Source organism: Eikenella sp. NML120348 (assembly GCF_001648435.1).
In the GTDB taxonomy this organism is placed as follows: domain Bacteria; phylum Pseudomonadota; class Gammaproteobacteria; order Burkholderiales; family Neisseriaceae; genus Eikenella; species Eikenella exigua.
Map to the genome: position 1 here is coordinate 629763 of NZ_LXSP01000001.1, position 25764 is coordinate 655526.

Below are 25764 nucleotides of genomic sequence, written 5' to 3' on the forward strand. Positions count from 1 at the left end.
AAACGGTTTTGATAAAATGCAGCACCTTTTTAGCAATCCATCTTCCCAATGCAAACCAAACCCCATGGTAAAGGCCTTTCCGGCTTTATATTCGGCCTACTGCTTGCCACCCTCATCATCGGCGTGGTTTTATATTTCCTCAACAACACGCCCTCCGGCATCAAACAGCCTGAAGCGCCGAAAACCGAAATCCAACCCGAAATCCTCACCCCGCGCCAAGAACACCAGCCAGAACATCGCCCGAGCGACACCACCGCCGGCTCCGACAGCGGCCACTATACCCTGCCTCCTGGCGACATCACCGACAAACCACCCGTGGCTGCCTCCGTGCCGCAGCAGGCCAGCATGCCTGCACAGCGCCAGGAAGAGAAACCCGCGCAGGAAGATAAGCCCGTACAAACCAAACCGCGCGAACCACAGCGCAAACCCGAACCGGAAGCCAAGCCCACGCCTGAACAGATTTTGGAAAGCGGCAATGTGGAGCGTGCCCGTGAGCAAGCCCGCCGCCAGCGGCGTGAAGCCGAGGCAAAAGCTGCCGAGCAGCGTGCCCAACGCAATGCCGAAGCGCACAGTGGCGGCAACGGCCGCTACATCGTGCAGATGGGCTCCTACAACAACCCGGAAGCTGCCGACACCCAACGCGCCAAACTCGCCATGCTCGGTGTGAACGCCCGCGTGGCCAGCAGCAAGCGTAGCGACGGCCAAACCGTTTACCGTATCCAAAGCAGCCGCCTCAGCCGTGCCGAAGCCCAAGCCCTCAGCGACAAACTGCGTGGTAACGGCATCGACACCCTCACCCGCCAAGCCGACTGATCAGCACTTCATCAACCCCATATTAACGAAGGATTAAAATGAAACTGAAAGCCCTACTTCTCTCTGCACTCGCCATATTTACCGTTACCGCCGCCCAAGCCAAAGCCGTGGAAGACACGGACTACATAGTACGCAGCAACGTGATCAAACCCGTGCAGCCCAATAAAATCGAAGTAACCGAATTCTTCGGCTATTTCTGTATCCATTGCCAACACCTTGAAGCAACTATCGAACAGCAAAGCAGACGCTTCGCCTCCGACACCGTATTGCGTCAAGAGCACGTAGTATGGCAGCCAGCCCACCAAACCCTCGCCCGCCTGGCGGCTGCCGTGAAATCCACCAGCCTTTCCCGTCAGGCCAACCAGGCCATTTTCAAAGCACTGATGGACGGCACCGTAACCGACGAAACCGGCCTGAAAGCCTGGATTCAGCAGCAGCCATACGGCAGCCGCCTGCTCGCCGCCTATAACAGCCCGCAGGCCGCCGCCGCCGCCCAAACCATGCAGCAAAACACCATCACCTACAACATCACCAAAACCCCGGTTATCGTAGTGGGCGGAAAATACGAGCTGACCAACTCCCAAAACATGGCTGTGTTGCAAGAGCTGATTGAAAAAGTACGTGCCGAACGCAACATGCCTGCCCCCGCCCCGCGCACCTTGGTACGCAGCCGCGGCGCAACCATCGCCGGCCAGGCCAACCGCTAATGCGGCACAAAGATTTTCAGGTAGCCCGTACTCCAATACAGGCTACCTGAAAAGCATTCATCCCATGTTTTTAAGAGTTTAACCAATGAGCCTGCTCCTCGCCTTCAAAGCCCTCATTCTCGGCATCATCGAAGGCCTCACTGAATTCCTGCCCATTTCCAGCACCGGCCACCTGATTGTAGCCGGCAGCCTCATCGGCTTCGATGCCGAAAGCCACGCCGTATTCCACATCGCCATCCAGCTCGGCGCCATCCTTGCTGTGGTGTATGAGTACCGTACCCGCTTCACCCATGTGCTCACCCATATCGGCAAAGACCGGCTTGCCAACCGCTTCGTACTCAACCTGGCCATCGCCTTCATCCCTGCCGCTGCCATCGGCCTGCTACTCAACGACTTCATCGAAAAAGTGCTGTTCAACCCCGTGAGCGTAGCTGCGGCGCTGGTGGTGGGCGGCTTTTTGATTTTGTGGATTGAAAAACGGCAAAGCCGCGTACCGCCGAAAGTGCGCAGCGTGGACGATATGCGCCCGCGCGATGCGCTTGCCGTGGGCCTATTCCAAATTTTAGCGCTGATTCCCGGCACTTCCCGCTCCGGCAGTACCATCATGGGCGGCATGGTGTGGGGGCTCGACCGCAAAACCGCCACCGAATTTTCCTTCTTCCTCGCCGTGCCGATTATGGTGGCCGCCTCCGGCTACAGCATCCTGAAGCACCTCAGCGCATTCAGCGCACAGGATTTCGGCCTCATCGCCCTCGGCTTTGCTGCTGCCTTCGCTTCCGGCCTCATCGCCGTAAAAGCCCTGCTATGCTTTGTTTCCAGCAAAAACTTCGTGCCCTTTGCCTACTACCGCATCATCTTCGGCGGCATCATCCTGCTCACCTGGCTGTGCGGCTGGGTGAATTGGTAGAATATCCAATCAGGCAAGGTTACCTGAAACGGGCAAATTTATCTTTATCAGGTAGCCTCAACCCAAAAACAATAAAGGCTACCTGAAACAAATAACGTAAGTTAAAGCAAAGCTAAAACGGCAACGCTATTTTTCAGGTAGCCTCCGCACCAAGGCTGCCGACCACACTAACCATGAAATACAAATCCATTCTCTTCGGCCTGGCCACCCTCCTCGCCATCCTGTTCGGCCTGTCCTCCTGCGCCAAGCAAGCCTTTTACTATCCCGACCATGCCGACTACGGCTCGCCCGCCCAATCCGGCCTGCCCTACGAAAACGTCTCCTTCCAAAGCGCCGACGGCACACGCCTGCACGGCTGGTTTGTGCCCGCACGCGGCGTGGCCGATGCCAAGCAAGCCCGTGCCACCATCATCCACTTCCACGGCAACGCGCAAAACCTCACCGCCCACTGGCAGGCCGTGAAATGGCTGCCCGAACACGGCTACAACGTTTTCCTGTTCGACTATCGCGGCTACGGCCAATCTGAAGGCGAGCCCAGCCCCGAAGGCCTGTTTGCCGACAGCAACGCCGCGCTGGATTATGTGCGCAGCCGCCCCGATGTAAACCCCGAGCGCCTGCTCGTGTTCGGCCAGAGCCTAGGCGGCACCAACGTCATTGCCGTGGTGGGTGCAGGCAACAAAGCCGGCGTGCGCGCCGTGGCCATCGAATCCACCTTCTCTTCTTATTCCAGCATCGCCAACGACAAACTCCCCGGCGCCGGCATCCTGGTGGGCAACCGCTACAGTGCCCGCCGCTTCGTGGCGCAAATCAGCCCCATCCCCCTGCTGCTGATGCACGGCACCGCCGACCAAGTCATCCCCGCCAAACACTCGCAAATCCTATTCGAGCTCGCCCAAGAGCCCAAACAGCTGATCCTCATCCCCAACGGCACCCACCTCGGCCTCTCCGGCCTGGGCGGCTATGAAACGCAGCTGCTGGATTTCTTCAACCGGCACAGCGAATAAAGATTACCTGACATCCCGTAGTTTAATTAATCAAACATCCTTTCTTTGCATTAAGTTACAACCAATCTACATGCAGGCTCAGTGAAATCACGCACAGAATATTTGTCATCAATAGTTGCAGCTGTGCTCTCTGCTGGCGCAGCCGAATGAAACACGGTTTTTCGGGAAACAAGAGCTTGCATGCCCGAAGCGGCGTAGCCGCAAGTTGCGAGTCCGCCCGAAAAACCGTGTTTAGTGAGGGAAGTTTGGCGAAGCCAAACCTGCGCCCGCAGTCGCCTTTCTTTGCTTCCTTTCTTTGGCTTCGCCAAAGAAAGGAAGTGCCCTGCGCCGGCATGAGGCGCAAGGGTGAACAGGATGCAGATGGAGAAGGCTACCTGAAAACATCTATTTCCCACTCTTCCCCACTTTTCAGGTAGCCCTTGCTACCGAAATCAGCGTAAAATTGCCCCGGCATTACCCTTTCCATTTAATTATTCCACCCGTTACCCGTTAATTGTTCCACCCGATAAAAAAGGAAGACACCCATGTTCCGGCACGTTGAGTTCTACCCCGGCGATCCCATCCTTGGCCTGATGGAAAAATACAACCAAGACCCGCGCAGCGAAAAGGTAAACCTCAGCGTGGGCGTTTATTACGACGGCGAAGGCCGTCTGCCCGTGCTCGAGTGCGTAAAAACCGTTGAACGTGCTCTCGCCGACAGCCCGCGCCCGCGCGGCTATCTGCCCATGGAAGGCCTAGCCGCCTACCGCAGCGCCTGCCAAACCCTGCTGTTCGGCGCAGACAGCCCCGCCGTGCAAGAAGGCCGCATCGCCACTATCCAATCGCTCGGCGGCTCCGGCGCGCTGCGCGTGGGTGCCGATTTTATCCACGCCTGGTTTCCGCAGGCCAAGTGCTACGTGAGCAACCCCACCTGGGGCAACCACATCGGCATTTTTGAAGGCGCCGGCTTCGAGGTGGGCAAATACCCTTACTACGACCCCGCCACCATCGGCGTGAAATTCGAAGAAATGAAAGCCTTCTTCCGCACGCTCAAGCAACACGACGTGGTGGTGCTGCACCCCTGCTGCCACAACCCCACCGGCGTGGACTTGAGCCGCAGCCAATGGGACGAAATCCTGCAAATCGTGAAAGAAGCCGGCCTCATCCCCTTTATGGATATCGCCTACCAAGGCTTCGCCGAAGACCTGGAAAACGACGTTTACGCCATCCGCCGCGCCGCCGAACTCGGCCTGCCCGCCTTCGTGAGCAACTCCTTCTCCAAAAACCTCTCGCTCTACGGCGAACGCGTGGGCGGCCTCTCCGTGGTGTGCCCCAGCGCCGAAGAAGCCAAGCTCGTGCTCGGCCAGCTTAAATTCACCGTGCGCCGCATCTACTCCAGCCCCCCTTCCCACGGCGGCTTCGTGGTGGACGGCGTGTTGAACGACGAAACCCTGTTCAAACAATGGGAAGGCGAAGTATACGAAATGCGCGACCGCATCCGCGCCATGCGCCAGAAGCTACAGGACGTGCTCAGCACCAAAGTGCCCGGCCGCGATTTCAGCTATTTCACCAAACAGCGCGGCATGTTCAGCTTCACCGGCCTTTCGCCCGAACAGGTGGAACGCCTGCAAAGCGAGTTTGCCGTTTATATGGTGGGCAACGGCCGCATGTGCGTGGCCGGCTTGAACGAGAAGAATATCGACTACGTGGCCAACGCCTTTGCCGAAGTGTTGAAATAAACACAGGCAGGCTTGGATAAGAAGGCTACCTGAAAACGGTGCACACCGAGTTTCAGGTAGCCTTTTTCCCAACTGCCCAGTCTAACAGAGTGCGTAAATTGGGTTAGCCGCAAGCGTAACCCAACAAATAAAGTGTGGAATGTTGGGTTTCCCAAACCAACCTACGCGCTCTACACTTCAACGCAGTTCAACCATCACACAAACTCAAAGCGCACATTCTCATACAGCGCGAAATGCTGCGGGTTCAGCCCCGCCATCGCCACCACACTTCCGCCCCTTGCTGCAATCTACCCCAATCTTCCACCCACACTGCGGCCAGCTGCACGCGCCATCCCTGCCGCACCAGCCGCCAGATCACTTCCTGCAAATGCAGGGTTTCCCGCATGGGCGAACGTTCCAACATCTCCAGCGATGTAATTTCCGGCTCGCGAAAACCGTATTCGGCAAACGCACCGTCGCTATAACCCGTTGGCTGGCTGGAAGCAGATACCGTTGCCGTTTTGGCAAAACAAATCGTCCGGGCAATCCGTGCTGAGTAATACGGTAAAGCACATAGTCAACCTTTCTGATGAAAAATGGGCGTATGATAGCCGAAATTGTAAACACCAACTGCTTTCAAGTAGCCTCAAGCTGCCCAAAGGCTACCTGAAAAAGAAACTTCAACGAAGTTAAAAATATCGCAACGCTTTTCAACCAACAATCCGCCCCGAAAGCCCTGCCATGCCCGCCATCCGCGCGGCATCCGCAAAGAAACCTTCGCCGCCGTGCAGTGGCTCAAAGACATTGCTCCTTCCGTCGAGCTGCGCCGCTGGTACCATGCCGCGCCGCAAGAGCGTTTCCCCGAATTTGCCGCCCGCTATACCGAAGAGCTGCAAAGCGGCAGCGCCCATGTCGCGCTACTGGCGTTAAAAAAGCAGCTTGCCTCCGCGCCGGATACCGTGTTGCTCACCGCCGTACGCTGCCCGCAGCAGAGCCATCTTTCCGTGTTGGCCGAGGTGCTGGGTTGGGAAAAGGTGGATTGGGGTGATGGTGCTTCTGGCGTTTGAGCTGTTTCATAGTGGATTAAAATAAGAATGAGACAAGGCGGCGAGCCGCAGACAGTACAAACAGTACGGCAAGGCGAGCCAACGCAGTAGCATTCTTATTTTAATCCACTATAACTGCGTTGAAGCTGCGCTTTCAGGTAGCCTCAAACGCCGCATTCTCGGTAAAATAGAGCTTTCAGCCCACTCAACCACGCACAGCATGAATATTTTCGATACCGCCTTGCCCGATGTGAAAATCATCGAATCCGAAGCCCACGGCGACGAGCGCGGCTTCTTTATGGAAACCTTCCGCGACAACTGGTTTCGCGAGCACATCGGCCACCACACTTTCGTGCAGGAAAACCACTCCCGCTCCGAGCATGGCGTGCTGCGCGGCCTGCACTATCAAACCGTTTGCCCGCAAGGCAAGCTGGTGCGCGTGGTGTCGGGTAGCGTGTTCGACGTGGCCGTGGATTTGCGCCGCTCCTCGCCCACTTTCGGCCATTGGGTGGGCGCAGTGCTTTCTGCCGAAAACCGCTATCAAATGTGGATTCCGCCCGGCTTCGCCCACGGCTTCTACACCACCGACAGCCACGCCGACATCGTGTATAAATGCACCAATTACTACCAGCCCGCCCACGAACACACCCTGTTCTGGCACGACCCCGCCGTGGGCATCGACTGGCCGCTGGCCGCCCCGCCACTGCTTTCCGGCAAAGATGCCGCCGGCAGCCTGCTGGCACAGGCTGTATTATTCGATTAAAGGCTACCTGAAACCATGAAACTCATCATCCTCGACCGCGACGGCGTGCTCAACCAAGACCGCGACGACTTTGTAAAATCCGAAGACGAATGGATTCCCCTGCCCGGCAGCATGGATGCCGTGGCCCTGTTTAAGCAGGCCGACTACACCGTCGTAATCGCCACCAACCAATCCGGCATCGGCCGCCGCTATTTTTCCATGCAAGACCTCAACGAAATGCACGAAAAAATGCACCGCCTGGCCAACGAAGCCGGCGGCAGTATCGACGGCATCTGGTTTTGCCCGCACACCGATGCCGACCACTGCTCCTGCCGCAAGCCCAAGCCTGGCATGGTGGAAGACATCCTCAACCGTTTCAACACCGACGCGCGCGGTGTCTACCTCGTGGGAGACAGCCTGCGCGATTTGCAGGCCATCGACGCCGTGGGCGGCCTGCCCGTGCTCGTGCTCACCGGTAAAGGCAAGAAAACCCTCGCCGCCGGCGGGCTACCTGAAAACACTCAGGTGTTCGACGATCTGCTTTCCTTCGCCTACTACCTCACTATCCAAACCGGCGACGAACAGGAGGCCTAATGTTCTCACTCTGGATACGCAACCTTGCTTACTGGCTGCTGATGGCCATCATCACGCCGCCCCTGTTCATCTTGATGCTGCTTACCGCCCCCATCCCACGCGCCCTCCACACTCTCGCCACCCGCTGGGCGCTGATGCTGATGTGGCTCTTGGAAAACATCGTCGGCCTCAAATACCGCGTGGGAGGCGCAGAAAACATTCCCGAAGGCCCCGCCATTATCTGCTGCAAACACCAATCCGGCTGGGAAACGCTGGCCACGCAGAAAATCTTCCCGCCACAAGTCTTCGTGGCCAAGCGCGAGCTGTTCCGTATCCCCTTCTTCGGCTGGGGGCTCAAGCTCGCCGGCACCATCGGCATCGACCGTCGCAATCCCGGCAAAGCCTCCGCCCAAATCATCGAGCAAGGCAGCAAACGCAAAGCGCAAGGCTATTGGATCACCATTTTCCCCGAAGGCACGCGCATGCCGCCCGGCAGCAGAGGCCGCTATAAGAGTGGCGCCGCCCGCACTGCCCAGCTGCTGGAAATGGACATCGTGCCCGTTGCCCTCAACAGCGGCGAATTTTGGCCGAAAAACTCTTTCCTCAAACATCCCGGTGAAATCAGCGTCATCATTTGCCCGCCGATTAAACACGATTCCGGCAGCATTACCGAGCTCACCGCCGCCATTGAAGAAGCCATCGAAAGCCAAATGCCCCACATCACCGGCCTCGGCCCCTGCTACGGCGGTACCAAACCGAGCGGTGCACAAAAAGGCAGCACAACATGAAGCCGAAGATGGACGGCGATACCATCGGGGCCATCGTCTTCGCCCTGGCCTCCCTTCTCTTCGTGTGGCGTTATCTTGCCACCGATTTGCGACACAGCGAAATCCGACCCGTCTGGCGGCAGCTCATCATCGGCGGCGGCATTACCGTCATCATTGCCAGCCTGCTGTATTATTTGGGTATTTTCGGCTAAAACCGCCCTTGGATAAGTTTTCAGGTAGCCTTGAAGGGCTACCTGAAAATATTTCCGTATACTCTACGGCAGGCTACACTTTGCGCTCACAAGCAGCAAAAGGCCATAGCAAGCCGAATTGACTTTCGATACCAGGCGGTGAGCCGCAGACAATACAGAAGTACGGCAAGGCGAACCAACGCAATAGCGAAAGTTAAGTTGGTTTGCTATAGCTGAAGCCCGCCTACTGCGTTTTTAACTGCACTTTAGCTTCGCAGAAACTCGCTACTCCGTTGAAGCTCACGCTTTCAGGTAGCCTATCCCATGCCTGCCGATTACAATAGCCTTTTCCCCTGACAACAAAACACCAGCCCGCCATGAACCCACACCTATCCCAACTCCAGCCCTATCCCTTCGCCCGCCTGCGCGAAGCAATGCAAGGCGTGAGCGCGCCCGAGGGCGTTGTACCCGTGCCGCTGCAAATCGGCGAGCCCAAACACCCCGCTCCCGCCGTGATCACCAATGCGCTCACCGCCGCCCTGCCGCGCCTCGATGCCTATCCGCAAACCGCCGGCCTGCCCGAACTGCGCCGGGCCTGTGCCGGCTTCCTGCAACGCCGCTACGGCCTCACGCTCGATCCGGACAGCGAAATCCTGCCCGTATTGGGCAGCCGAGAAGCCCTGTTTTCCTTCGTACAGGCGGCGCTGGGCGGCAACGAGCAGGAAAAGCCCGTGGTGGTGTGCCCCAATCCGTTTTATCAGATTTACGAAGGCGCCGCGCTCCTGGCCGGGGCGGAAACTGCGTTTGCCAACTGCCGCGCCCCGCTCTTCAAGCCCGATTGGGGCAGCATTCCCGAAGTCGTGTGGCAGCGCGTGAAACTGGTGTTCGTTTGCTCGCCGCACAACCCCTGCGGCAGCGTGATGCAGAAAGCCGACTGGGCAGAACTCTTTGAATTGCAAAACCGTTACGGCTTCATCATCGCTGCCGACGAATGCTATTCCGAAATCTATTTCGAAGGCGAACCGCCCATCGGCTGCCTGCAAGCCGCTGCCGAATTGGGGCGCGGTTTCGACAACCTGGTGATGTTCACCAGCCTCTCCAAACGCTCCAACGTGCCTGGCCTGCGCTCCGGCTTTGTGGCCGGCGATGTCGCGCTGCTAAAAGATTTCCTGCTCTACCGCACCTACCACGGCAGCGCCATGGGCATTCCCGTGCAGATGGCCAGTATCGCCGCCTGGAACGATGAAACGCATGTGCTGGAAAACCGACGCCTGTATCAGGAAAAATTCGCCCGTGTGCTGCCGATTCTGGCACAAGGTTTTGAGGTAACGCAGCCGGACGCCTCGTTCTATATTTGGCTGCAAGCGCCCGACAGAGACGATTTGGCCTTCGCCCGCATCTTGTGGCGAGAAGCTGCCATCCAAGTGTTGCCCGGCCGTTTTCTGGCGCGCGACACCGCGCAAGGCAACCCCGGCGCCGGCTATGTTCGTATTGCCCTAGTCGCCCCCGTGGCCGACTGCGTGGCCGCGGCGGAGAAGATTGTGGAAATCCGACAGTGTTGTTATCCACAGCATAAAGAGGCTACCTGAAAACCGTCCCTGCCATTAGCAACAAACTTTATCAACATAAATATAAAATGTAGACAAATAAGGATGCGGCTCGCTACGCTTGCCTTACCCTGCCGCGTCATCCATTCTTTGAGTTTTATAAAAAATCGCCCTTGGCCATCTCTATGACACAAGGGAATCTTTGCTTACATCAACATAGGCTAACCGTCAAGAACTCACCTAATATACTGTTCAGATTAGGTTTTACAGATTACCCCGCTGCTGTGGAATAATATAGAGGCTACCTGAAATTTTAGCTTCACAAAAACCAGCGTTGCTCGTTCTCAGGTAGCCTTATCAATTAATAGTGGAATTCCTGAAACCTATTTGGGAAAACAAACCAAAGCCCAGCAGCCTCAAGAATCCCACCATAATAAAATAAAGCCCAGCAAATAAATGCAAGGCTTTATTTTATTTTTGTATCAAACTACCAAATTATTTGGCAGCACTGGTAGCTGCTTCAGAAGCCATCATAGCGGTTTCAGAAGCCATCATAGCAGCTTCAGAAGCCATTGCGGTTTCAGAAGCCATCATAGCAGTTTCAGAAGCCATTGCGGTTTCAGAAGCCATCATAGCAGCTTCAGAAGCCATTGCAGGTTCAGAAGCAGCAGGAGCCGGGGCTTCACCACCACAAGCAGCTAGGAACAAAGACATCAGGGCAGCGGCCAATAAAGATTTTTTCATGTTGAATTACCTCTAACAAAGTTCAAGTTATAACTTAAAAATTCCCTATCTGCAGACCTCTAGCCGTCTCACAGATAAATTCCAATCAAGAATTACCGCGTATTATCCGCTGTTTGATGCCAGCTGGCAATTAAACTGCCTACTCTATTTGCCGCACGCAAGCATCTGCTGCCAAAATTCTTCTCGTCCAACGCGCCGCACAAGCTGTATACTAATTAACGTATGCTATTCTGATAATAAGAATGCTCTAATCTTAACTAAGTAAAAATAATATATTTTTCATGCCAATACTAGTCAAAGCAACCCTCTAATATCTTTATTGCCATACCCATACCCCTGTCTGCAAACCATACCCAATTAACCAAAATTAACTTGTGCAAAAAAACAACAAGGTCTATCCCTGCCTACATTAGCTACCATTTTTCCACATCATTTCATCAGAAGTGTATGTCAATCTGCCAATTCACATAAAATCCATTATCTGCCTGAGCGTATACCGCCATAGCAAACCGATTTAGCTTTGGATATCAGGCAACAAGTTGCAGACAGAGACAGTACAAACAGTATGGTAAAGCGAAATAACACTGTAGCAAAAGCCAAGTTGATTTGCTATAAAATACAGCCTTTGATTTTTCAGGTAGCCTTTCATCATGCTTGTTCTCGGCATCGAATCCTCCTGTGACGAAACCGGCGTGGCGCTCTACAGCACCGAACACGGCCTCATCGGCAACCAGCTGCACACCCAAATGACCATGCATGCCGAATACGGCGGCGTGGTGCCCGAGCTGGCCAGCCGCGACCACATCCGCCGTCTCGTGCCGCTCACCCAAGCCTGCCTGCACGAAGCCGGCAAAAACTACGCCGACATCGATGCCGTCGCCTATACCCAAGGCCCCGGCCTTGGCGGCGCACTTCTGGCCGGCTGCGCCTATGCCAACGCGCTCGCCTTTTCGTTGGGCAACCCCGTGATCCCCGTACATCACCTCGAAGGCCACCTGCTCTCCCCGCTGTTAGCCGAAGAGAAGCCCGACTTTCCCTTCGTTGCCCTGCTCGTATCCGGCGGCCACACCCAATTCATGGCCGTGCGCGGCATCGGGAACTACGAACTGCTCGGCGAAAGCGTGGACGACGCCGCCGGCGAAGCCTTCGACAAAACCGCCAAACTGCTCGGCCTACCCTACCCCGGCGGCGCAAAACTTTCCGAATTGGCCAAGCTCGGCCGTCCCGATGCTTTCACCTTTCCCCGCCCCATGCTGCATTCGCGCGATTTGCAGATGAGCTTCTCCGGCCTCAAAACCGCCGTGCTCACTGCTGTGCAAAACGTGCGCGCCGAACACGGCGGCAGCCTGCCAGACTCCATCCGCAACGATATCTGCCGTGCCTTCCAAGATGCCGTGGTAGATGTGCTGCTGGCCAAATCACGCCAAGCCCTGCTGCACACCGGCTACCGCACCCTTGTGGTGGCCGGCGGTGTGGGCGCCAACTGGAAACTGCGTGCCGAACTCGCCGCACTGCAAGTGCGCCCCAACCCCAAAGCCAAGCCCGAAGCCGTACGCACCTATTTCCCACCGCTGCCTTTATGCACCGACAACGGCGCCATGATCGCCTTCGTCGGCGCCATGCACCTGCAACAAGCGCAGCCCGCCGCTGGCTTCAATATGCGACCACGCTGGCCGCTGGCGGAAATCGTGCGATAAAACACCGCATACCTATTTTCAGGTATGCCTTTGCCAAACGCACAGAGGCTACCTGAAAAACATCAAGGGCTGTTCCCTCAATACGAAACAACCTCTCAATTAACATACACCCACATGGCTAATACCATTATTTTTTTATCTATACCGACAAGCCAATACACGTAAAACAAAAGACTTTAGCCATAACAAGCCGTCCTTCCAACTCTAAACACACTAGCACCGCCTTTACTCTTTTCAGCTAATTCCACCCCTTGCCCTCTAATTCCACTTTCCTGTATCTTTCGCCTTCTCTTCTCTGTTAAAAATTGCAAAAACCATCATGGCGGCTATAGAGATTCAGCCTCTTCATCGCCCCCCTACATCCCCTGGCCCTATCGAAACCGACCTGTTGATTTTCGGCGTAGTGGTACTGCACAACGCCATCGGCTACCTGCTCGGCTTCCTTGCCGCCAAACTCTTCGGCCTGCCCTACGACATGCAAAAAACCCTCACTATCAAAGTGGGCATGCAAAACTCCGGCCTCGGTGCGGCGTTGGCCAAAACCCACTTTGCCATGATGCCGCTGATAGCCGTGCCCAGCGCCATTTTCAGCTTGTGGCACAATATCTCCAGCTCCTTCCTCGACTCCTAATTGGGCCACCAAGGCCGAAAAGTAGGTACAGGCAGCACAAAAAGAAACCACACCCGCCAAATAAGCCAAACCAGCTGCTTCCAGCAAAAGGCTACCTGAAAATTTCAAGTAGCCTTCATTTCTAGCGACAGCACACCGGCAAGCCACCCAAGCACACCGCCGAATCTGATACAATCCGCACCTTTCCCGCCAACTGCCGCCCGGCTCACCGCTATGACCCAACACACCGCCCGCAAACGTTTCGGGCAGAACTTTCTGCAGGATTCCCGCATCATTGCCGATATCGTACAGGCCGTGCGGCCGCAGCCCGCCGATACCGTAGTGGAAATCGGCCCAGGCCTCGGCGCGATTACCGAGCCCTTGGCTGCCAAGCTCGATCGCCTGCACGTGTGCGAAATCGACCGCGACATCATAGGCTACCTGAAAACCCGGCTCTATGCCGGCAAACTCGTTATCCACGAAGGCGACGTATTGCAATTTGATTTCGCCAGCGTGCCCGGGCACAAAAAAATCGTCGGCAACCTGCCCTACAACATCTCCACCCCGCTGCTATTCCACCTCAGCCGCTATGCCGACGAAGTGGAAGACATGCACTTCATGCTGCAAAAAGAAGTGGTGGAACGCATGGTGGCCGAGCCCGGCAGCAACGATTTCGGCCGCTTGAGCGTGATGCTGCAATACTTCTTTGAAATGGAAAAACTGCTCGACGTGCCACCAGAAGCCTTTTCTCCCGCACCCAAAGTGGATTCCGCCGTAGTGCGGCTGATTCCGGCCAAACACCGCATCGGGCAGGCACAGGATTTCGAACAATTTGCCGCCTTGGTGAAACAGGCCTTCCACCAGCGCCGTAAAACCATTCGCAACAACCTCAAAGGCATTGCCAACGATGAGGTTTTGCAGGCCGTCGGCATCAGCCCGCAAGAGCGCGCCGAGCATATCGCGCCCGAAAACTATGTAGCCTTGGCCAACCTGTTAGCCCAAAAAACCAGCTGAAACACAATCCCGCCCTGCGCCGATTGTTCCAACCAACAACCCAGCCGTTCCGGAAATAGAAAATGATTGAATTCAAAAATGTAAACAAATGGTTTAAAGAACTGCACGTTCTAAGTGACATCAATCTCGAAGTGAAAAAAGGCGAAGTGGTGGTGGTGTGCGGACCCTCCGGCAGCGGCAAATCCACCCTCATCCGCACCGTAAACCAGCTTGAGCAAATCCAAAGCGGCGAAATCTGGGTGGACGGCGTAGACGTGGCCAGCCCCGCCACCGACCTGAACAAAATCCGTGCCGAAGTGGGCTTTGTATTCCAGCATTTCAACCTTTATCCACATTTGAGCGTGCTAGAAAACATCGTGCTCTCGCCGATAAAAGTGAAAAAACAAAGCCGCACCCAAGCCGAAGAAAAAGCGCTGCAACTCTTGGAGCGCGTTGGTCTGGCGCACAAAAAAGACGCCATGCCCGGCGAGCTTTCCGGCGGCCAGCAGCAGCGTGTAGCCATTGCTCGCGGCTTGGCAATGGAGCCGCAAGTGATGCTGTTTGACGAACCCACCTCCGCGCTCGATCCGGAAATGGTGGGCGAAGTGCTCAAAGTGATGAAAGACTTGGCCGAAAGCGGCATGACTATGATGTGCGTTACCCACGAAATGGGTTTCGCCCGCGAAGTGGCCGACCGAATTATTTTTGTGGATCAGGGCAAAATCGTGGAAGTGGACACGCCGGAAGTGTTCTTCACCAATCCAAGCAGCGAGCGGGCGAAGCAGTTTTTGAAACAAGTGATGAAGGCCTAACAGGCTGAACTGTAAAAACAAGAAAGGCTACCTGAAAGTTTCAGGTAGCCTTTTCTATATCCAATCAACAAGCAAAAGAACGGGAAATCAAGCCCACGGCTCTTGGTTCACCTGCTTTTCGTAATCTGCTGGCTCTGCGGCTTCAGGCACAGCGACGAAGCCTTCGGCGGTTTGGCAGTACACGGCGGCGCGGTAGGGGAAGCGCTCGATGATGGCGGCAATCGCGGCATCGAGCTCGGCTTTGGTTTCCCACACTTGGCCGCAGTCGTCGCACATAAACAGCGAGCCGTCTTCGGGGTCGAGCTGGGTTACCCAGCCGGTGCAATGCGGCAGCGGGCAGCGGATTTTGAAGGCTTGGTTCATGATTGGGTTTCCTTGTGTTGTTAGTTAGCGGTTTTCAGGTAGCCTTTTGGGCGGCTACCGGATTGTTTGTAAACGATATGGCTTGCGGCAGTTTTCAGGTAGCCTCCGGCGGGAACAGTTTGCCGGGATTGAACAGGTTATACGGGTCGAGCTGTTTCTTAATGGCACGCATCAACTCGATTTCCACGGGGCTGCGCACGCTGGGCAGCCAGTGGTTTTTCACTTGGCCGATGCCGTGTTCGGCGGCAATCGTGCCCTGGCAGGCCAGGGTGTGTTGATAGACGATGCGGTTGATGCCGTCTTCGTATTCGTAGGCTTGATTGCTGCGGATGTGCGGCAGGAAGGTGTTGAAATGCAGGCTGCCGTCGCCGAGGTGGCCGAATACGATGATTTCAATGCCTTCATAGGCCTGCTTGAGCGCGGCGGAGGCGTTGGCCACCAATTCGGCCACGCGGGCAATGGGTATGGCGATGTCGTGTTTGATGCTGGCACCGAGCGCTTTTTGCGCAGCGGAGATGTCTTCGCGCAGCCGCCACAATTCGGCGCGTTCACTCTCCGACTGCGCCAGCACGGCGTTTTCCCAGCCGTGTTCAAACAAGAATCCGGCCAAATCGTCGGCCAATTCGGGGCGCGGCAGGCTGTCGTTCAATTCGAGCAAGATGTGCCACTCGGCATCAATCGGCGGGCTGAGGCGGCTGTAGGCGGCGGAGAGGGCAAGCGCGGAACGGCTCACCAGCTCGAAACTGCACAGCCGCTCGGCAAAACGGCCTTGGACGTGGGTGAGCAGGCGCACGGCGTCTTCAATGCTGTCTAAGCCAACCCAGGCGGTAGCGGTGGTTTGCGGCGGGGATAAGAGCTTGAGCGTGGCGGCGGTGATGATGCCGAGTGTGCCTTCGCTGCCGATGAAGAGCTGGCGGATGTCGTAGCCGGTGGTGTTTTTGTGCAGCGGGGCAAGGTGGGAGAGCAGGCTGCCGTCGGGTAGCACCACTTCGAGCCCGAGCACCAAATCGCGCGTGGTGCCGTAGCGCACCACGTTCAGCCCGCCGGCGTTGCAGGCGATGTTGCCGCCGATTTGGCAGGAGCCTTCGCTGGCCAGGCTGAGCGGAAACAGCCGCCCGGCTTGGGCCGCGGCTTCCTGCACGTTTTGCAGAATCGCGCCCGCTTCCACGGTGATGGCGTTGTCGGCCAGGCTGATGCTGCGGATGCGGTTTAGCCGCGAGAGGTTGAGCAAAATGCCGCCGTTTGGCACAGCCGCGCCGCACAATCCGGTGTTGCCGCCCTGCGGAGTAATCGGCACACGGTGTTCGGCACACCAGCGCACCAGCTTCTGCACGTTTTCCACGCTGTCGGGCATCACGGCGGCTGCCGCCTGGCCAATATAGCGGCCGCGCCGGTCGGCGAGCAGCGGGGCGGGGTCAGCAATGATTTCGCGTTCACTGAGCAAGGCGCACAGGGCTTGCGGAATATGGGGGGGGTTCATTTGAGGCTACCTAAAAGATTGGGATGGGCAGTATTGTAGCGGCAAGACAGGGGTTTCAGGTAGCCTTTGGTCGCCTGCAGGTTACCTGAAAACCGAATATCGAATATTGCTTAAAAGTAATTTTTCATCGCCGCCAATCTAACTTTACTTTTCCAACCAAGCGCCGTATAGTCGCCCAAGTTTACCACCCACACCACCAGGAATCTCTAATGAACGACACCCCACAAAATCCCGTAAGCTGGTTTGCCCTCAATGTGCAGGACTTGGCACGTGCCGCCCGCTTCTACGAAACCGTGTTCGGCCTGCCCCTGCAAGAAGTGCCCGGCAAAGACCCGCAGCACCAAATGTATCTGTTCGCCCCCGCCTGGGAGCAATACGGCATCGGCGGCATGCTCTGGCACGACCCCGCCGCACAACCCGCCGGCCACGGCGGCATCACCGTGTTTTTCAACTGCGCCGACTGCGCCGAAACCGCCCGCACCGCCGAAGCGGCCGGCGGCAAAATACTTACCGCCAAATTCCCCATTTCCAACGGTTTTGCCGCCTTTATAGAAGACAGCGAAGGCAATCGCATCGGCCTGCATTCGCCCGCTTAAAATTTCAGGTAGCCCATGCCCAGCCCCATTAATATTGCCGAACTGCGCCGCCGCAACCTGCGCGAATGGATCAACCGCCTGCACCAAGGCCGGCAGATTGATTTCGTATCCGCCACCGGCATCAACCAAGGTGAACTCTCCGCCCTGTTGAAAAACAAACCATTCGGCGAGCGCAAGGCCCGCAAAATCGAACACAGCGCCGGCATGCCCGCACTGTGGCTCGATACCGACCACAGTTCACCCGTATCCACCCCTCAACCAACCCAAAGGAATACCCGTCCCATGTCCACCCCCATTGCCACCACCCCCGAAATTCTGGCCGACCTCAAAGCCGGCAAAATGGTCATCATCACCGATGCCGAAGACCGCGAAAACGAAGGCGACCTGCTCATGGCCGCCCAATTCGTTACCCCCGAAGCCATCAACTTCATGATCAAACACGCCCGCGGCCTCGTGTGCCTGCCCATGGCCGAAGAGCTGGTAGACAAACTCAAACTTCCCCTCATGACCCAGCACAACGGCGCGCAATACGGCACCAACTTCACCGTATCCATCGAAGCCGCCCACGGCATTTCCACCGGCATCTCCGCCGCCGACCGCGCGCTCACCATCCAAACCGCCGTTTCCCCCGCCGCCCAGCCGGAAGACATCGTCCAGCCCGGCCACATCTTCCCCCTGCGCGCCCAAAAAGGCGGCGTGCTGGTGCGCGCCGGCCACACCGAAGCCGGCGTCGATTTAGCCCAAATGTGCGGCCTCATCCCCGCTGCCGTTATCTGCGAAATCATCAACGACGACGGCACTATGGCGCGCATGCCCGAGCTCACCGAATTCGCCCGGCAGCACGGCCTCAAAATCGGCACCATCACCGACCTCATCGAATACCGCAGCCGCACCGAAACCCTGCTCGAAGAAATGGGCAGCAGCCCCATCCATACCCCCTGGGGCGATTTCCGCCAGCACGTCTATGTAGACAAACTCTCCGGCGAAACCCACCTCGCCCTAGTGAAAGGCAGCCCGCAGCCCGACACCGAAACCCTCGTGCGCGTACACGAGCCCTTCAGCGCCATGGATTTCCTGCAAACCAACCCCCGCCACTCCTGGCCGCTGCCGCAAGCCCTCGAGCGCATCCAAGCCACCGAACACGGCGTCGCCATCCTACTGCACCGCACCGAAGACGGCGCTGCCCTGCTCGACCGCACCCTGCCCAAAGGCAAAAGCCAAACCCGCCAGTGGGACAGCAAAACCTACGGCATCGGCGCGCAAATCCTCGCCAACCTCCACGTAAAAAAAATGCGCGTACTCGGCCAGCCCTCCTCCCTCACCGGCCTCACCGGCTTCGGGTTGGAAGTGACAGGGTTTGAGAGCTTAGAGTAGAATAATAAAGCAATTGACACAGGTAAAGGCTACCTGAAAATTTCAGGTAGAAAATCTACCACTGGGATGCCGCAGCACAGGAACACCGGTAGACAAACGTAGCAGGTAGGGCGGGCAACCAGTTGTCTAGAGCAAAACTATATCCTTATAACACACTACTTCTAACACACTATAATGGCCCAATTCAACGATCCCGCCGCTTACGAACGCTACATGGGCGGCTGGAGCCGCGCAGCAGGCGAACAATTTTTAGACTGGCTGGGACAACCGCACGGCCTGCGCTGGCTGGATAACGGCTGCGGCAGCGGCATATTCAGCGAACTGTTGTGGCAACAGACACAACCGGCAAGACTGGACGGCATTGACATCTCACCGGAACTGCTTGCCCACGCGCGACAGCGTCTACCGCAGACAATCGCCCTGCACCACGGCGATGCCAACGCCCTGCCCTTTGCCGCTGGCAGTTTCGATGCTGCCGCAATGGCGCTGGTTATCGTCTTTCTCACTGATGCGCTGCAAGCCGTGCGTGAAATGCAGCGCGTGGTGCGCAGTGGCGGGATGATCGCCACCTACATTTGGGATTTGCCGCATGGCTTCCCCTACGCCGACGCTTTTGCCGCCCTGCTCGACTGCGGTGTGCAGCCCGACCGAGCCGCCTCCGATGAAACAACTGCACTCGCGCAGTTGCAGGCCTTGTGGGAGCAGGCCGGCCTGCAAGAAGTGGAAACCTGCGCTTTCACCGTCGCCCAACACTATCCCGATTTCGCCGCCTACTGGCAGGCACTGGCTGATAGCGCCAGCATCGGTGCCCGCTTTGCCGCCTTACCGGCAGACATGCAGGCGGCAGTACGCGCGACATTACAAGAACGCCTGCCTGCCGAACCTGACGGCAGCATCCGCGTTACCGCCCGCGCCCACGCTGTAAAGGGAATCCGCGCCTGAGCTCCGGCGCGACAAACGCGGCATCATCAGCCAGCATTCCCCGCCGTAAGCAAAAAACTTCCGGCGAATACTTGGCAAACCGCATTTTATAGTTGAAAAGAAGCGTAGCAAGGCGCGCTGCCGCAGACAGTACAGGTAGCACGGCAGGTTCCCATAAAAACCGCATGGTGATTTTTATGGGGTCCGGTCAGGCAGCACAACACCGTTACGGTTTTTCAGCAATTCGACTATATGTACAAGCGGGACAAACACCGGACCAGCGTCCAGGAGTTCCAAACTCCTCCACCCGCTTGCGGGGGGAGGGGGCTCACAAACACTCCAAATCTAAATTAGCTCAAAAAAGGTTACCTGAAAGCATGGGCCTCATTGGAATTCACGCTTTCAGGCAGCCTCAAGGCCGCTCCCCATCCACTCCCTCAAAAAAAGGATCTATATTCCATGGACGATATGCTGAAACAAGCCGCCCTCGATTTTCACCAATATCCGCAGCCCGGCAAAATTCAGGTAGCCCCCACTAAAGCACTGGCCACCCAGCACGACCTGTCGTTAGCCTATTCCCCCGGCGTGGCTGCCCCCTGTCTGGAAATCCAAGCCAACCCGCAGGATTCCTACAAATACACCGCGCGCGGCAACCTGGTGGCCGTGGTTTCCAACGGCACCGCCGTGCTTGGTTTGGGCAATATCGGCGCCGAGGCCAGCAAACCGGTGATGGAAGGCAAAGGAGTATTGTTTAAAAAATTCGCCGGCATCGACGTATTTGATATCGAAATCAATGAAACCGATCCCGAAAAACTGGTGGACATCATCGCCTCGCTCGAGCCCACTTTCGGCGGCATCAACCTGGAAGACATCAAAGCGCCCGAATGCTTCTACATTGAGAAAAAACTGCGCGAACGCTGCAAAATCCCGGTATTCCACGACGACCAACACGGCACAGCCATCATCACTGCCGCCACCGTCCTTAACGGCCTGCGCTTGGTGGGCAAAGACATCGGCCAAGTGCGCTTAGTGTGCTCCGGTGCCGGTGCCGCCGCCATCGCCTGTCTCGACTTGCTCGTGGCTTTGGGCATGAAACGCGAAAACATTACCGTGTGCGACTCCAAAGGCGTGATCTACCAAACCCGCGAAGACCGCGAACGCATAGACGCAAGCAAAGTGCGCTACGCCATTGCAGACCAAGGCTGGCACAAACTGGGCGACGCCGTACCCGGCGCCGACATCTTCCTCGGCCTCTCCGGCCCCAACGTGTTGAGCACCGATATGCTCAAACAAATGACTGCCTCACCCATCGTGCTGGCCATGGCCAACCCGCAGCCCGAAATCTGGCCGCCGGAAGCCAAAGCAGCCCGCCCCGATGTGATTATCGGCACCGGCCGTTCCGACTTCCCCAACCAGGTAAACAACGTTCTCTGCTTCCCCTTCATCTTCCGCGGCGCGCTCGATGTGGGCGCCACCACCATCAACGAAGAAATGAAGCTGGCCGCCGTGCGCGCCATTGCCGATTTGGCCATGGCCGAGCAAAACGACAAAGTCGCTACCGCCTACACCGGCGCCGAGCTGAAATTCGGCCCAGAATACCTGATTCCCAAACCCTTCGATCCGCGCCTGATCGCCCGCGTGGCACCCGCCGTGGCCAAAGCCGCCATGGATTCCGGAGTGGCCACCCGCCCGATTGCCGATTTTGCCGCTTACGAAGAAAAACTGAACGAGTTTGTTTATAAATCCGGCCTGTTTATGAAACCCATCTTCGCCCAAGCGCGCCAATCGCTCAAACGCGTGGTGTTGGCCGAAGGCGAAGACGAGCGCGTGCTGCACGCCACCCAACAGATTGTGTCTGCCAAACTGGCCGCGCCGATTCTCATCGGCCGGCCGGCAGTAATCGAAGCCCGTATCCAAAAAATGGGCCTTACCATCCGCGCCGGCAGCGATTTCGAAATCGTCAACAACGAAAACGACCCCCGCTTCCGCGAATACTGGCAAGCCTACTACAACCTGCAAAAACGTAACGGCATCAGCCCCGATTTGGCGCAACGCCACGTTATCGCCAACCCCACCCTCATCGGTGCGCTCATGCTGCACTTAGGCCATGCCGATGCCATGGTGTGCGGTACGGTCGGCCACTTCCGCTATCACTTGGATGTCGTTTCCAACGTTGTCGGCTACAACAACCCCGACCACACTGCCTGCGCCATGAACGCGCTGATTTTCGGCGGCCACAACTTGTTCATCGCCGACACCTATGTAAACGCCAATCCGACTGCCGAGCAAATTGCCCAAAGCACGCTGATGTGCGCCGAAGAAATCCAACGCTTCGGCATCACGCCCAAGGTCGCGCTGCTGTCGCACTCCAACTTCGGCTCCGTGCCCTCCGAAAGTGCCGAAAAAATGCGCCATGCGCTTGAGCTCATTCGTCAAGCCGCCCCGCAGTTGGAAATCGACGGCGAAATGCAGGGCGATGCCGCCTTGGTGGAAAGCCTGCGCCAGCAAAGCATGCCCGATTCCGCCCTGAAAGGCGCCGCCAACCTCTTGGTGATGCCCAACGTGGAAGCCGCCAACATCAGCTGCAACCTGCTGCGCGCTGCCAGCCCCGACGGCGTAACCGTGGGCCCGATTCTGCTGGGCATGAAAAAACCAGTGCACATCGTCAACCAGCTCGCCTCTGTGCGCCGCTTGGTAAACATGGTGGCACTGGCCGCCGTGGATGCACAACGCCAAGGCTAAATAGCTAAAGCAGTAAAAATCAAGGCTACCTGAACTTTCAGGTAGCCTTTTCTTTACTCCGCACATTTGCCGTCCACAAACACCGAATTAGCTTATAATCCAGCCTTTAAACACATACCCACCGCTGTGAGCAAAATAATGAACTACTTTGAACAAGCCCGATTCAACATGGTCGAACAACAAATCCGCCCTTGGAGTGTATTGGATTTCGACGTTCTCGACACCTTGGCCGAAGTGCCGCGCGAACAATTCGTTGCCCCCGAACAGCAGGCCTACGCCTACGCCGATCTCTCCCTGCCCCTGCCCAACGGCAGCGCCATGCTCGAGCCCAAAGTGGTTGCCCGCCTGATTCAAGGTCTGAAGCTCACTAAAAAAGACACCGTACTCGAAATCGGCACCGGCTCCGGCTACGCCACCGCCGTGCTGGCTAAACTCGCTGGCCGCGTCATCACCATCGACACTGATGAAACCCAGCAGCAAAAAGCCAAAGCCGTGCTCGACCGCCTTGGCCTCACCAATATCGACTACCGCATCGGTGACGGCCTGGTGAATCCACCCATCGCCACCGTGAGTGCCATCTACGTGGGTGGCTCTTGCCCCGTGATGCCCGAAACCCTGCGCAACAAACTGCCTGCCGGCGGCCGCATGGCGGTGATCGTTGGCCAAGAGCCCGTAATGCGCGCCCTGCTCGTGCAATGTAACGGCGAAGACCGCTACGAACAAAGCGTGATGTTTGATACCGTAGCCCCTGCCCTCAGCAGCCCCGCCGTGAAAAAAGCCTCATCGTTCCGCTTCTAAAAATTTTCAGGTAGCCTCACTGGAAAGGCTACCTGAAATTTATAGCCGCCAGTTGGCATAAAAATAAGATGAATCAAAGCCGTATCATGCCATTTTAAAACGACCAAGCAACAAAAAAGCAGCCAACCGGCTGCCTCCCCAAATAACTGGCGCACCCAACAGGGATCGAACCTGTGACCTTCAGCTTCGGAAACTGACACTCTATCCAACTGAGCTATGGGTGCGAGAAGCGCGTAAGATTAACCCAAAACCGGCACAAAGGCAAAAAATTTTGTCTCCTTCCGGCGGCAAAGCAGCACAGAATAGAATTTTACGATTGGAAGCTATAAGCGAATTCAGTATAATTTCGCACAATCTTACAAACCGAAACCAAACCTGTATCAGCCAGATTGAACGTGAATCCAAAAGAAGCGTTCAATAATCTGATTATGTGAAGGTTTCACACCAATAAACAAGCATGCTACGCATGCGCCCATAACGACCACAAACCATAAAGCCCATACCATGAACACCACTGCTAACAACATCAAAGGCTCAGCCGCCATCACCTTTATCGGCGGCCTGCTCGTTTTGCTGATCACCCTCTTCCTCCTGGTTAAGCTTGCCACCACCGGCTACTACAGCAACGTTTCCGATATGCAGCCCAGCGCTGTGGAAACCCGCATTCAGCCCACTGGCCGCCTCACTATGGGTGACGGTACGCCCGTAGGCGAACGCGAAGGCAAGCAAGTGTTCGACAAAGTCTGCATCCAATGCCACGGTGCCGACAAAACGTTGCCTTCGCCCCCAAAGTTACCCACCACGACGAATGGAGCGCCCGCATCGCCAAAGGCTTCGACACACTCGTTGCCCACGCCGTCAACGGCTTTAACGGCGCAGGCCAAATGCCCGCACGCGGTGGCGACAGCACCCTCACCGATGATGAGGTAGCCCGTGCCGTGGCCTACATGACTAACCAATCCGGCGGCAACTTCACTGCCCCTGCCGTACAAAAAGGCGATGCCGCCGCCTCTGGTGCATCCGCCCCTGCCGGCCAATCTGCCGCAGCCAATGGTGAAGCCGTGTTCAACAAACTTTGCATCGCCTGCCACGCTGCCAACTCCGCCTTCCCCAACTCGCCCAAAATCACTCACAACGACGAATGGGCACCGCGCCTGGCACAGGGTCGCGCCACCTTGGTGCAACACGCCATCCAAGGCTTCAAAACCATGCCCGCACGCGGCGGCGATGCCAACCTGAGCGATGCCGACGTGGAAGCTGCCGTGGTGTATATGGCCAACCAATCCGGCGGCAAACTGTAAGCCTGCCTCTGCATAATAAAGGCTACCTGGAACCTTTCAGGTAACCTTTATTTCGCATATTAATCAAGCAGCCAAACTATCCCGCCGTCCGCAAAAATGCTGCCATCCGGTGCTCGAATGCCAGCACTACCTGTCAATCAGCACGCAGCACCTGCACAACTGCACTTAGCGGTAGTTGTTCAACGGTCGGCAGCGCACGCCATCCAGCTTATTCCAATCGAGGTAGTCCTGCAAACCACGCCGGTTAAACAGGAAATAGCCCTTGCTTCCAAAATCATAAAAGGCTACCTGAAAACCAGTTTTTCTAGTTTTCAGGTAGCCTTCTCATATTCGGCGCTGTGATTTAGTGCTTCATAATCAGCAAATAGTAAAACAGCTGCATAATCAATACTGTGAGCGCGGCCAGCGAAGCCAGCGTCCAGTTGAATTCGCTGTGTACGGCAGCAGCAGATGCAGGAACATTCGGAGGGCCGGAAGGAGCAGAGAGCAGGTTGTCGGCGGGCTGGTCGATAACGGCGGGCAGCTTGGCTGCAGCAGGCAGCTGGATGCCGCCGGGGTCGCGGCCGGATACTAAGTTGAACACCAAGCTCTCGGCCTGGATGTGGATGTTTTGGGTTTGCCCATGGCCGGCAGCGGCAGATTGCGCGCTTTTGAGCAGGGTGTCGATGCTGGGCAGCACGGCGGGCGGCGGCGGGGTGGCAGCGGAGCGTTGCAGCAGGGCTTCGATGGCATCGGCGCTGTGGGTATTGTGTTCGGCTTCGGCCAGCTTGAATGGCATGGCTTGGCCGGTGTCGTTATCCAAGGCCATACGCTGACGGCGCAGGCGGCTGTCGATTTCGTCCAGCTCGGCGGCCAGCGGTTTTTTCTGAGTGTGCAGGGATTCGTCGGCATCTTGCCCGGCCTGCTGTGCCGCCAAGGCGGCAGATTGTTGTTTGAGGCGGGCGAGTTTTTCGCGCAAGGGCATTTTGGCGTGAATCACGTCTTCCTGCAGAATCTCGGCTTTGGCAGCGGGCGCACTCTGGGCTTTTGGCTTGCGCGTTACCGTGAAGGCATGCCGGCACTGGCTGCACTGCACCCGCCCGTTGGCTGCCTGCAAATCGGCTACGGCATAATGATTCTCCGCTTGGCAGCGGGGGCAACTGAGTTTGACGGTTTTCATGTGTCGGCAATCCAAATACTGATGTTTCGGCCGCTATTTTAAGAAAATTAATGCGCTTTTACCATTTTCAGGTAGCCTTTTAGCGGCTAACTGTCGGTTTTTTGTATATTTTGCAGAGGATTTATGCTGGCGGTTCACTCTCGCAAACCATTTGCCATGAATTTAGCCGTTCCAAAAAAG

Annotated in this window: 26 protein-coding genes, 1 tRNA gene and 1 pseudogene; 22 read left to right on the forward strand and 6 right to left on the reverse strand. The window is 56.7% G+C overall.

Annotated features, from left to right (window positions below):
* The first annotated feature begins 48 nt into the window (after positions 1–48).
* The 5 genes from A7P99_RS03030 (at position 49) to A7P99_RS03050 (ending at position 5149) form a co-directional block, all read left to right on the forward strand.
* Positions 49–813, forward strand: coding sequence for an SPOR domain-containing protein (locus tag A7P99_RS03030; protein WP_067527901.1), 765 nt, complete (start codon positions 49–51; stop codon positions 811–813).
* A 38-nt stretch (positions 814–851) separates the two neighbouring features.
* Positions 852–1520, forward strand: a complete 669-nt coding sequence (locus A7P99_RS03035) for a thioredoxin domain-containing protein (RefSeq protein WP_067527903.1) — start codon at positions 852–854, stop codon at positions 1518–1520.
* A gap of 85 nt (positions 1521–1605) precedes the next feature.
* Entirely contained in the window at positions 1606–2427 is an 822-nt protein-coding gene (locus A7P99_RS03040; protein WP_067527906.1) for an undecaprenyl-diphosphate phosphatase, read from the forward strand.
* Between the two features lie 173 nt (positions 2428–2600).
* Positions 2601–3431, forward strand: a complete 831-nt coding sequence (locus A7P99_RS03045; RefSeq protein ID WP_067527908.1) for an alpha/beta hydrolase — start codon at positions 2601–2603, stop codon at positions 3429–3431.
* 524 nt (positions 3432–3955) lie between these two features.
* Entirely contained in the window at positions 3956–5149 is a 1194-nt protein-coding gene (locus A7P99_RS03050) for an amino acid aminotransferase (protein ID WP_067527910.1), read from the forward strand.
* A 244-nt stretch (positions 5150–5393) separates the two neighbouring features.
* Here A7P99_RS03050 and A7P99_RS09950 read toward each other — a convergent pair whose 3' ends face one another.
* Complete coding sequence (locus A7P99_RS09950) at positions 5394–5534, reverse strand: hypothetical protein (RefSeq protein ID WP_153705417.1); 141 nt, start codon at positions 5532–5534, stop codon at positions 5394–5396.
* A 355-nt stretch (positions 5535–5889) separates the two neighbouring features.
* Here A7P99_RS09950 and A7P99_RS03055 point away from each other — a divergent pair, with 355 nt between their 5' ends.
* From A7P99_RS03055 to dapC, 6 genes are all read left to right on the forward strand, one after another.
* A complete protein-coding gene (locus A7P99_RS03055) occupies positions 5890–6195 on the forward strand; it encodes a DUF488 domain-containing protein (RefSeq protein ID WP_255361743.1) in 306 nt (101 codons plus the stop codon).
* Between the two features lie 199 nt (positions 6196–6394).
* Entirely contained in the window at positions 6395–6937 is a 543-nt protein-coding gene (rfbC, locus tag A7P99_RS03060; RefSeq protein ID WP_067527914.1) for a dTDP-4-dehydrorhamnose 3,5-epimerase, read from the forward strand.
* Positions 6938–6952: 15 nt separating this feature from the next.
* Positions 6953–7510: a D-glycero-beta-D-manno-heptose 1,7-bisphosphate 7-phosphatase gene (gene gmhB / locus A7P99_RS03065; RefSeq protein WP_067447261.1), complete on the forward strand. Its 558-nt coding sequence runs from the start codon at positions 6953–6955 to the stop codon at positions 7508–7510.
* A complete protein-coding gene (locus tag A7P99_RS03070; protein ID WP_067686454.1) occupies positions 7510–8277 on the forward strand; it encodes a 1-acyl-sn-glycerol-3-phosphate acyltransferase in 768 nt (255 codons plus the stop codon). Before gmhB ends, A7P99_RS03070 begins: the two co-directional genes overlap by 1 nt.
* Positions 8274–8468, forward strand: coding sequence for a hypothetical protein (locus A7P99_RS03075; protein WP_067527915.1), 195 nt, complete (start codon positions 8274–8276; stop codon positions 8466–8468). Before A7P99_RS03070 ends, A7P99_RS03075 begins: the two co-directional genes overlap by 4 nt.
* A 356-nt stretch (positions 8469–8824) precedes the next feature.
* Positions 8825–10036 (forward strand): succinyldiaminopimelate transaminase, encoded by a 1212-nt coding sequence (gene dapC, locus A7P99_RS03080; protein WP_067447267.1) that lies wholly within the window; start codon positions 8825–8827, stop codon positions 10034–10036.
* A 453-nt stretch (positions 10037–10489) separates the two neighbouring features.
* Here the strand turns inward: dapC and A7P99_RS03085 are convergent, their stop codons facing one another.
* Entirely contained in the window at positions 10490–10738 is a 249-nt protein-coding gene (locus A7P99_RS03085; protein ID WP_067686455.1) for a hypothetical protein, read from the reverse strand.
* Positions 10739–11388: 650 nt separating this feature from the next.
* On the opposite strand from A7P99_RS03085, the gene tsaD reads away from it, so the two are divergent.
* The 4 genes and pseudogenes from tsaD to A7P99_RS03105 all read left to right on the forward strand — a co-directional run bounded on the left by tsaD (position 11389) and on the right by A7P99_RS03105 (position 14850).
* Entirely contained in the window at positions 11389–12435 is a 1047-nt protein-coding gene (gene tsaD / locus A7P99_RS03090; protein WP_067686456.1) for a tRNA (adenosine(37)-N6)-threonylcarbamoyltransferase complex transferase subunit TsaD, read from the forward strand.
* A 373-nt stretch (positions 12436–12808) separates the two neighbouring features.
* Positions 12809–13091, forward strand: a pseudogene (locus tag A7P99_RS03095) (bile acid:sodium symporter family protein); the annotation flags it as partial.
* Positions 13092–13279: 188 nt separating this feature from the next.
* Complete coding sequence (gene rsmA, locus A7P99_RS03100; RefSeq protein WP_067527921.1) at positions 13280–14059, forward strand: 16S rRNA (adenine(1518)-N(6)/adenine(1519)-N(6))-dimethyltransferase RsmA; 780 nt, start codon at positions 13280–13282, stop codon at positions 14057–14059.
* Positions 14060–14121: 62 nt separating this feature from the next.
* Entirely contained in the window at positions 14122–14850 is a 729-nt protein-coding gene (locus A7P99_RS03105; RefSeq protein ID WP_067447277.1) for an amino acid ABC transporter ATP-binding protein, read from the forward strand.
* Positions 14851–14937: 87 nt separating this feature from the next.
* Here the strand turns inward: A7P99_RS03105 and A7P99_RS03110 are convergent, their stop codons facing one another.
* Both A7P99_RS03110 and A7P99_RS03115 read right to left on the reverse strand, forming a co-directional pair.
* On the reverse strand, positions 14938–15213 hold the full coding sequence (locus A7P99_RS03110) for a hypothetical protein (RefSeq protein WP_067527923.1): 276 nt from the start codon (positions 15211–15213) through the stop codon (positions 14938–14940).
* Between the two features lie 94 nt (positions 15214–15307).
* A complete protein-coding gene (locus A7P99_RS03115; RefSeq protein WP_067447281.1) occupies positions 15308–16693 on the reverse strand; it encodes an FAD-binding oxidoreductase in 1386 nt (461 codons plus the stop codon).
* A 209-nt stretch (positions 16694–16902) separates the two neighbouring features.
* On the opposite strand from A7P99_RS03115, the gene A7P99_RS03120 reads away from it, so the two are divergent.
* The 5 genes from A7P99_RS03120 (at position 16903) to A7P99_RS03140 (ending at position 23124) form a co-directional block, all read left to right on the forward strand.
* Positions 16903–17289, forward strand: coding sequence for a VOC family protein (locus A7P99_RS03120; protein WP_067447283.1), 387 nt, complete (start codon positions 16903–16905; stop codon positions 17287–17289).
* A 15-nt stretch (positions 17290–17304) separates the two neighbouring features.
* Positions 17305–18663 carry a bifunctional 3,4-dihydroxy-2-butanone-4-phosphate synthase/GTP cyclohydrolase II gene (gene ribBA / locus A7P99_RS03125; RefSeq protein WP_067527925.1) on the forward strand — a complete coding sequence of 453 codons (1359 nt, stop codon included), beginning with the start codon at positions 17305–17307 and terminating at the stop codon, positions 18661–18663.
* Between the two features lie 174 nt (positions 18664–18837).
* Complete coding sequence (locus A7P99_RS03130; RefSeq protein WP_067527927.1) at positions 18838–19605, forward strand: class I SAM-dependent methyltransferase; 768 nt, start codon at positions 18838–18840, stop codon at positions 19603–19605.
* Between the two features lie 438 nt (positions 19606–20043).
* A complete protein-coding gene (locus A7P99_RS03135) occupies positions 20044–22326 on the forward strand; it encodes an NADP-dependent malic enzyme (RefSeq protein WP_067447289.1) in 2283 nt (760 codons plus the stop codon).
* A 138-nt stretch (positions 22327–22464) separates the two neighbouring features.
* Positions 22465–23124, forward strand: a complete 660-nt coding sequence (locus A7P99_RS03140) for a protein-L-isoaspartate O-methyltransferase (RefSeq protein WP_067447291.1) — start codon at positions 22465–22467, stop codon at positions 23122–23124.
* A gap of 147 nt (positions 23125–23271) precedes the next feature.
* Here A7P99_RS03140 and A7P99_RS03145 read toward each other — a convergent pair.
* Positions 23272–23348, reverse strand: a tRNA-Arg gene (locus tag A7P99_RS03145).
* A 280-nt stretch (positions 23349–23628) separates the two neighbouring features.
* On the opposite strand from A7P99_RS03145, the gene A7P99_RS10390 reads away from it, so the two are divergent.
* A complete protein-coding gene (locus tag A7P99_RS10390; protein WP_231866510.1) occupies positions 23629–24054 on the forward strand; it encodes a c-type cytochrome in 426 nt (141 codons plus the stop codon).
* On the forward strand, positions 23946–24425 hold the full coding sequence (locus A7P99_RS10395) for a cytochrome c5 family protein (RefSeq protein ID WP_231866512.1): 480 nt from the start codon (positions 23946–23948) through the stop codon (positions 24423–24425). Before A7P99_RS10390 ends, A7P99_RS10395 begins: the two co-directional genes overlap by 109 nt.
* 343 nt (positions 24426–24768) lie before the next feature.
* On the opposite strand, the gene A7P99_RS03160 is transcribed toward A7P99_RS10395, so the two are convergent.
* Entirely contained in the window at positions 24769–25584 is an 816-nt protein-coding gene (locus A7P99_RS03160; protein WP_067447295.1) for an MJ0042-type zinc finger domain-containing protein, read from the reverse strand.
* Positions 25585–25764 lie beyond the last annotated feature (180 nt).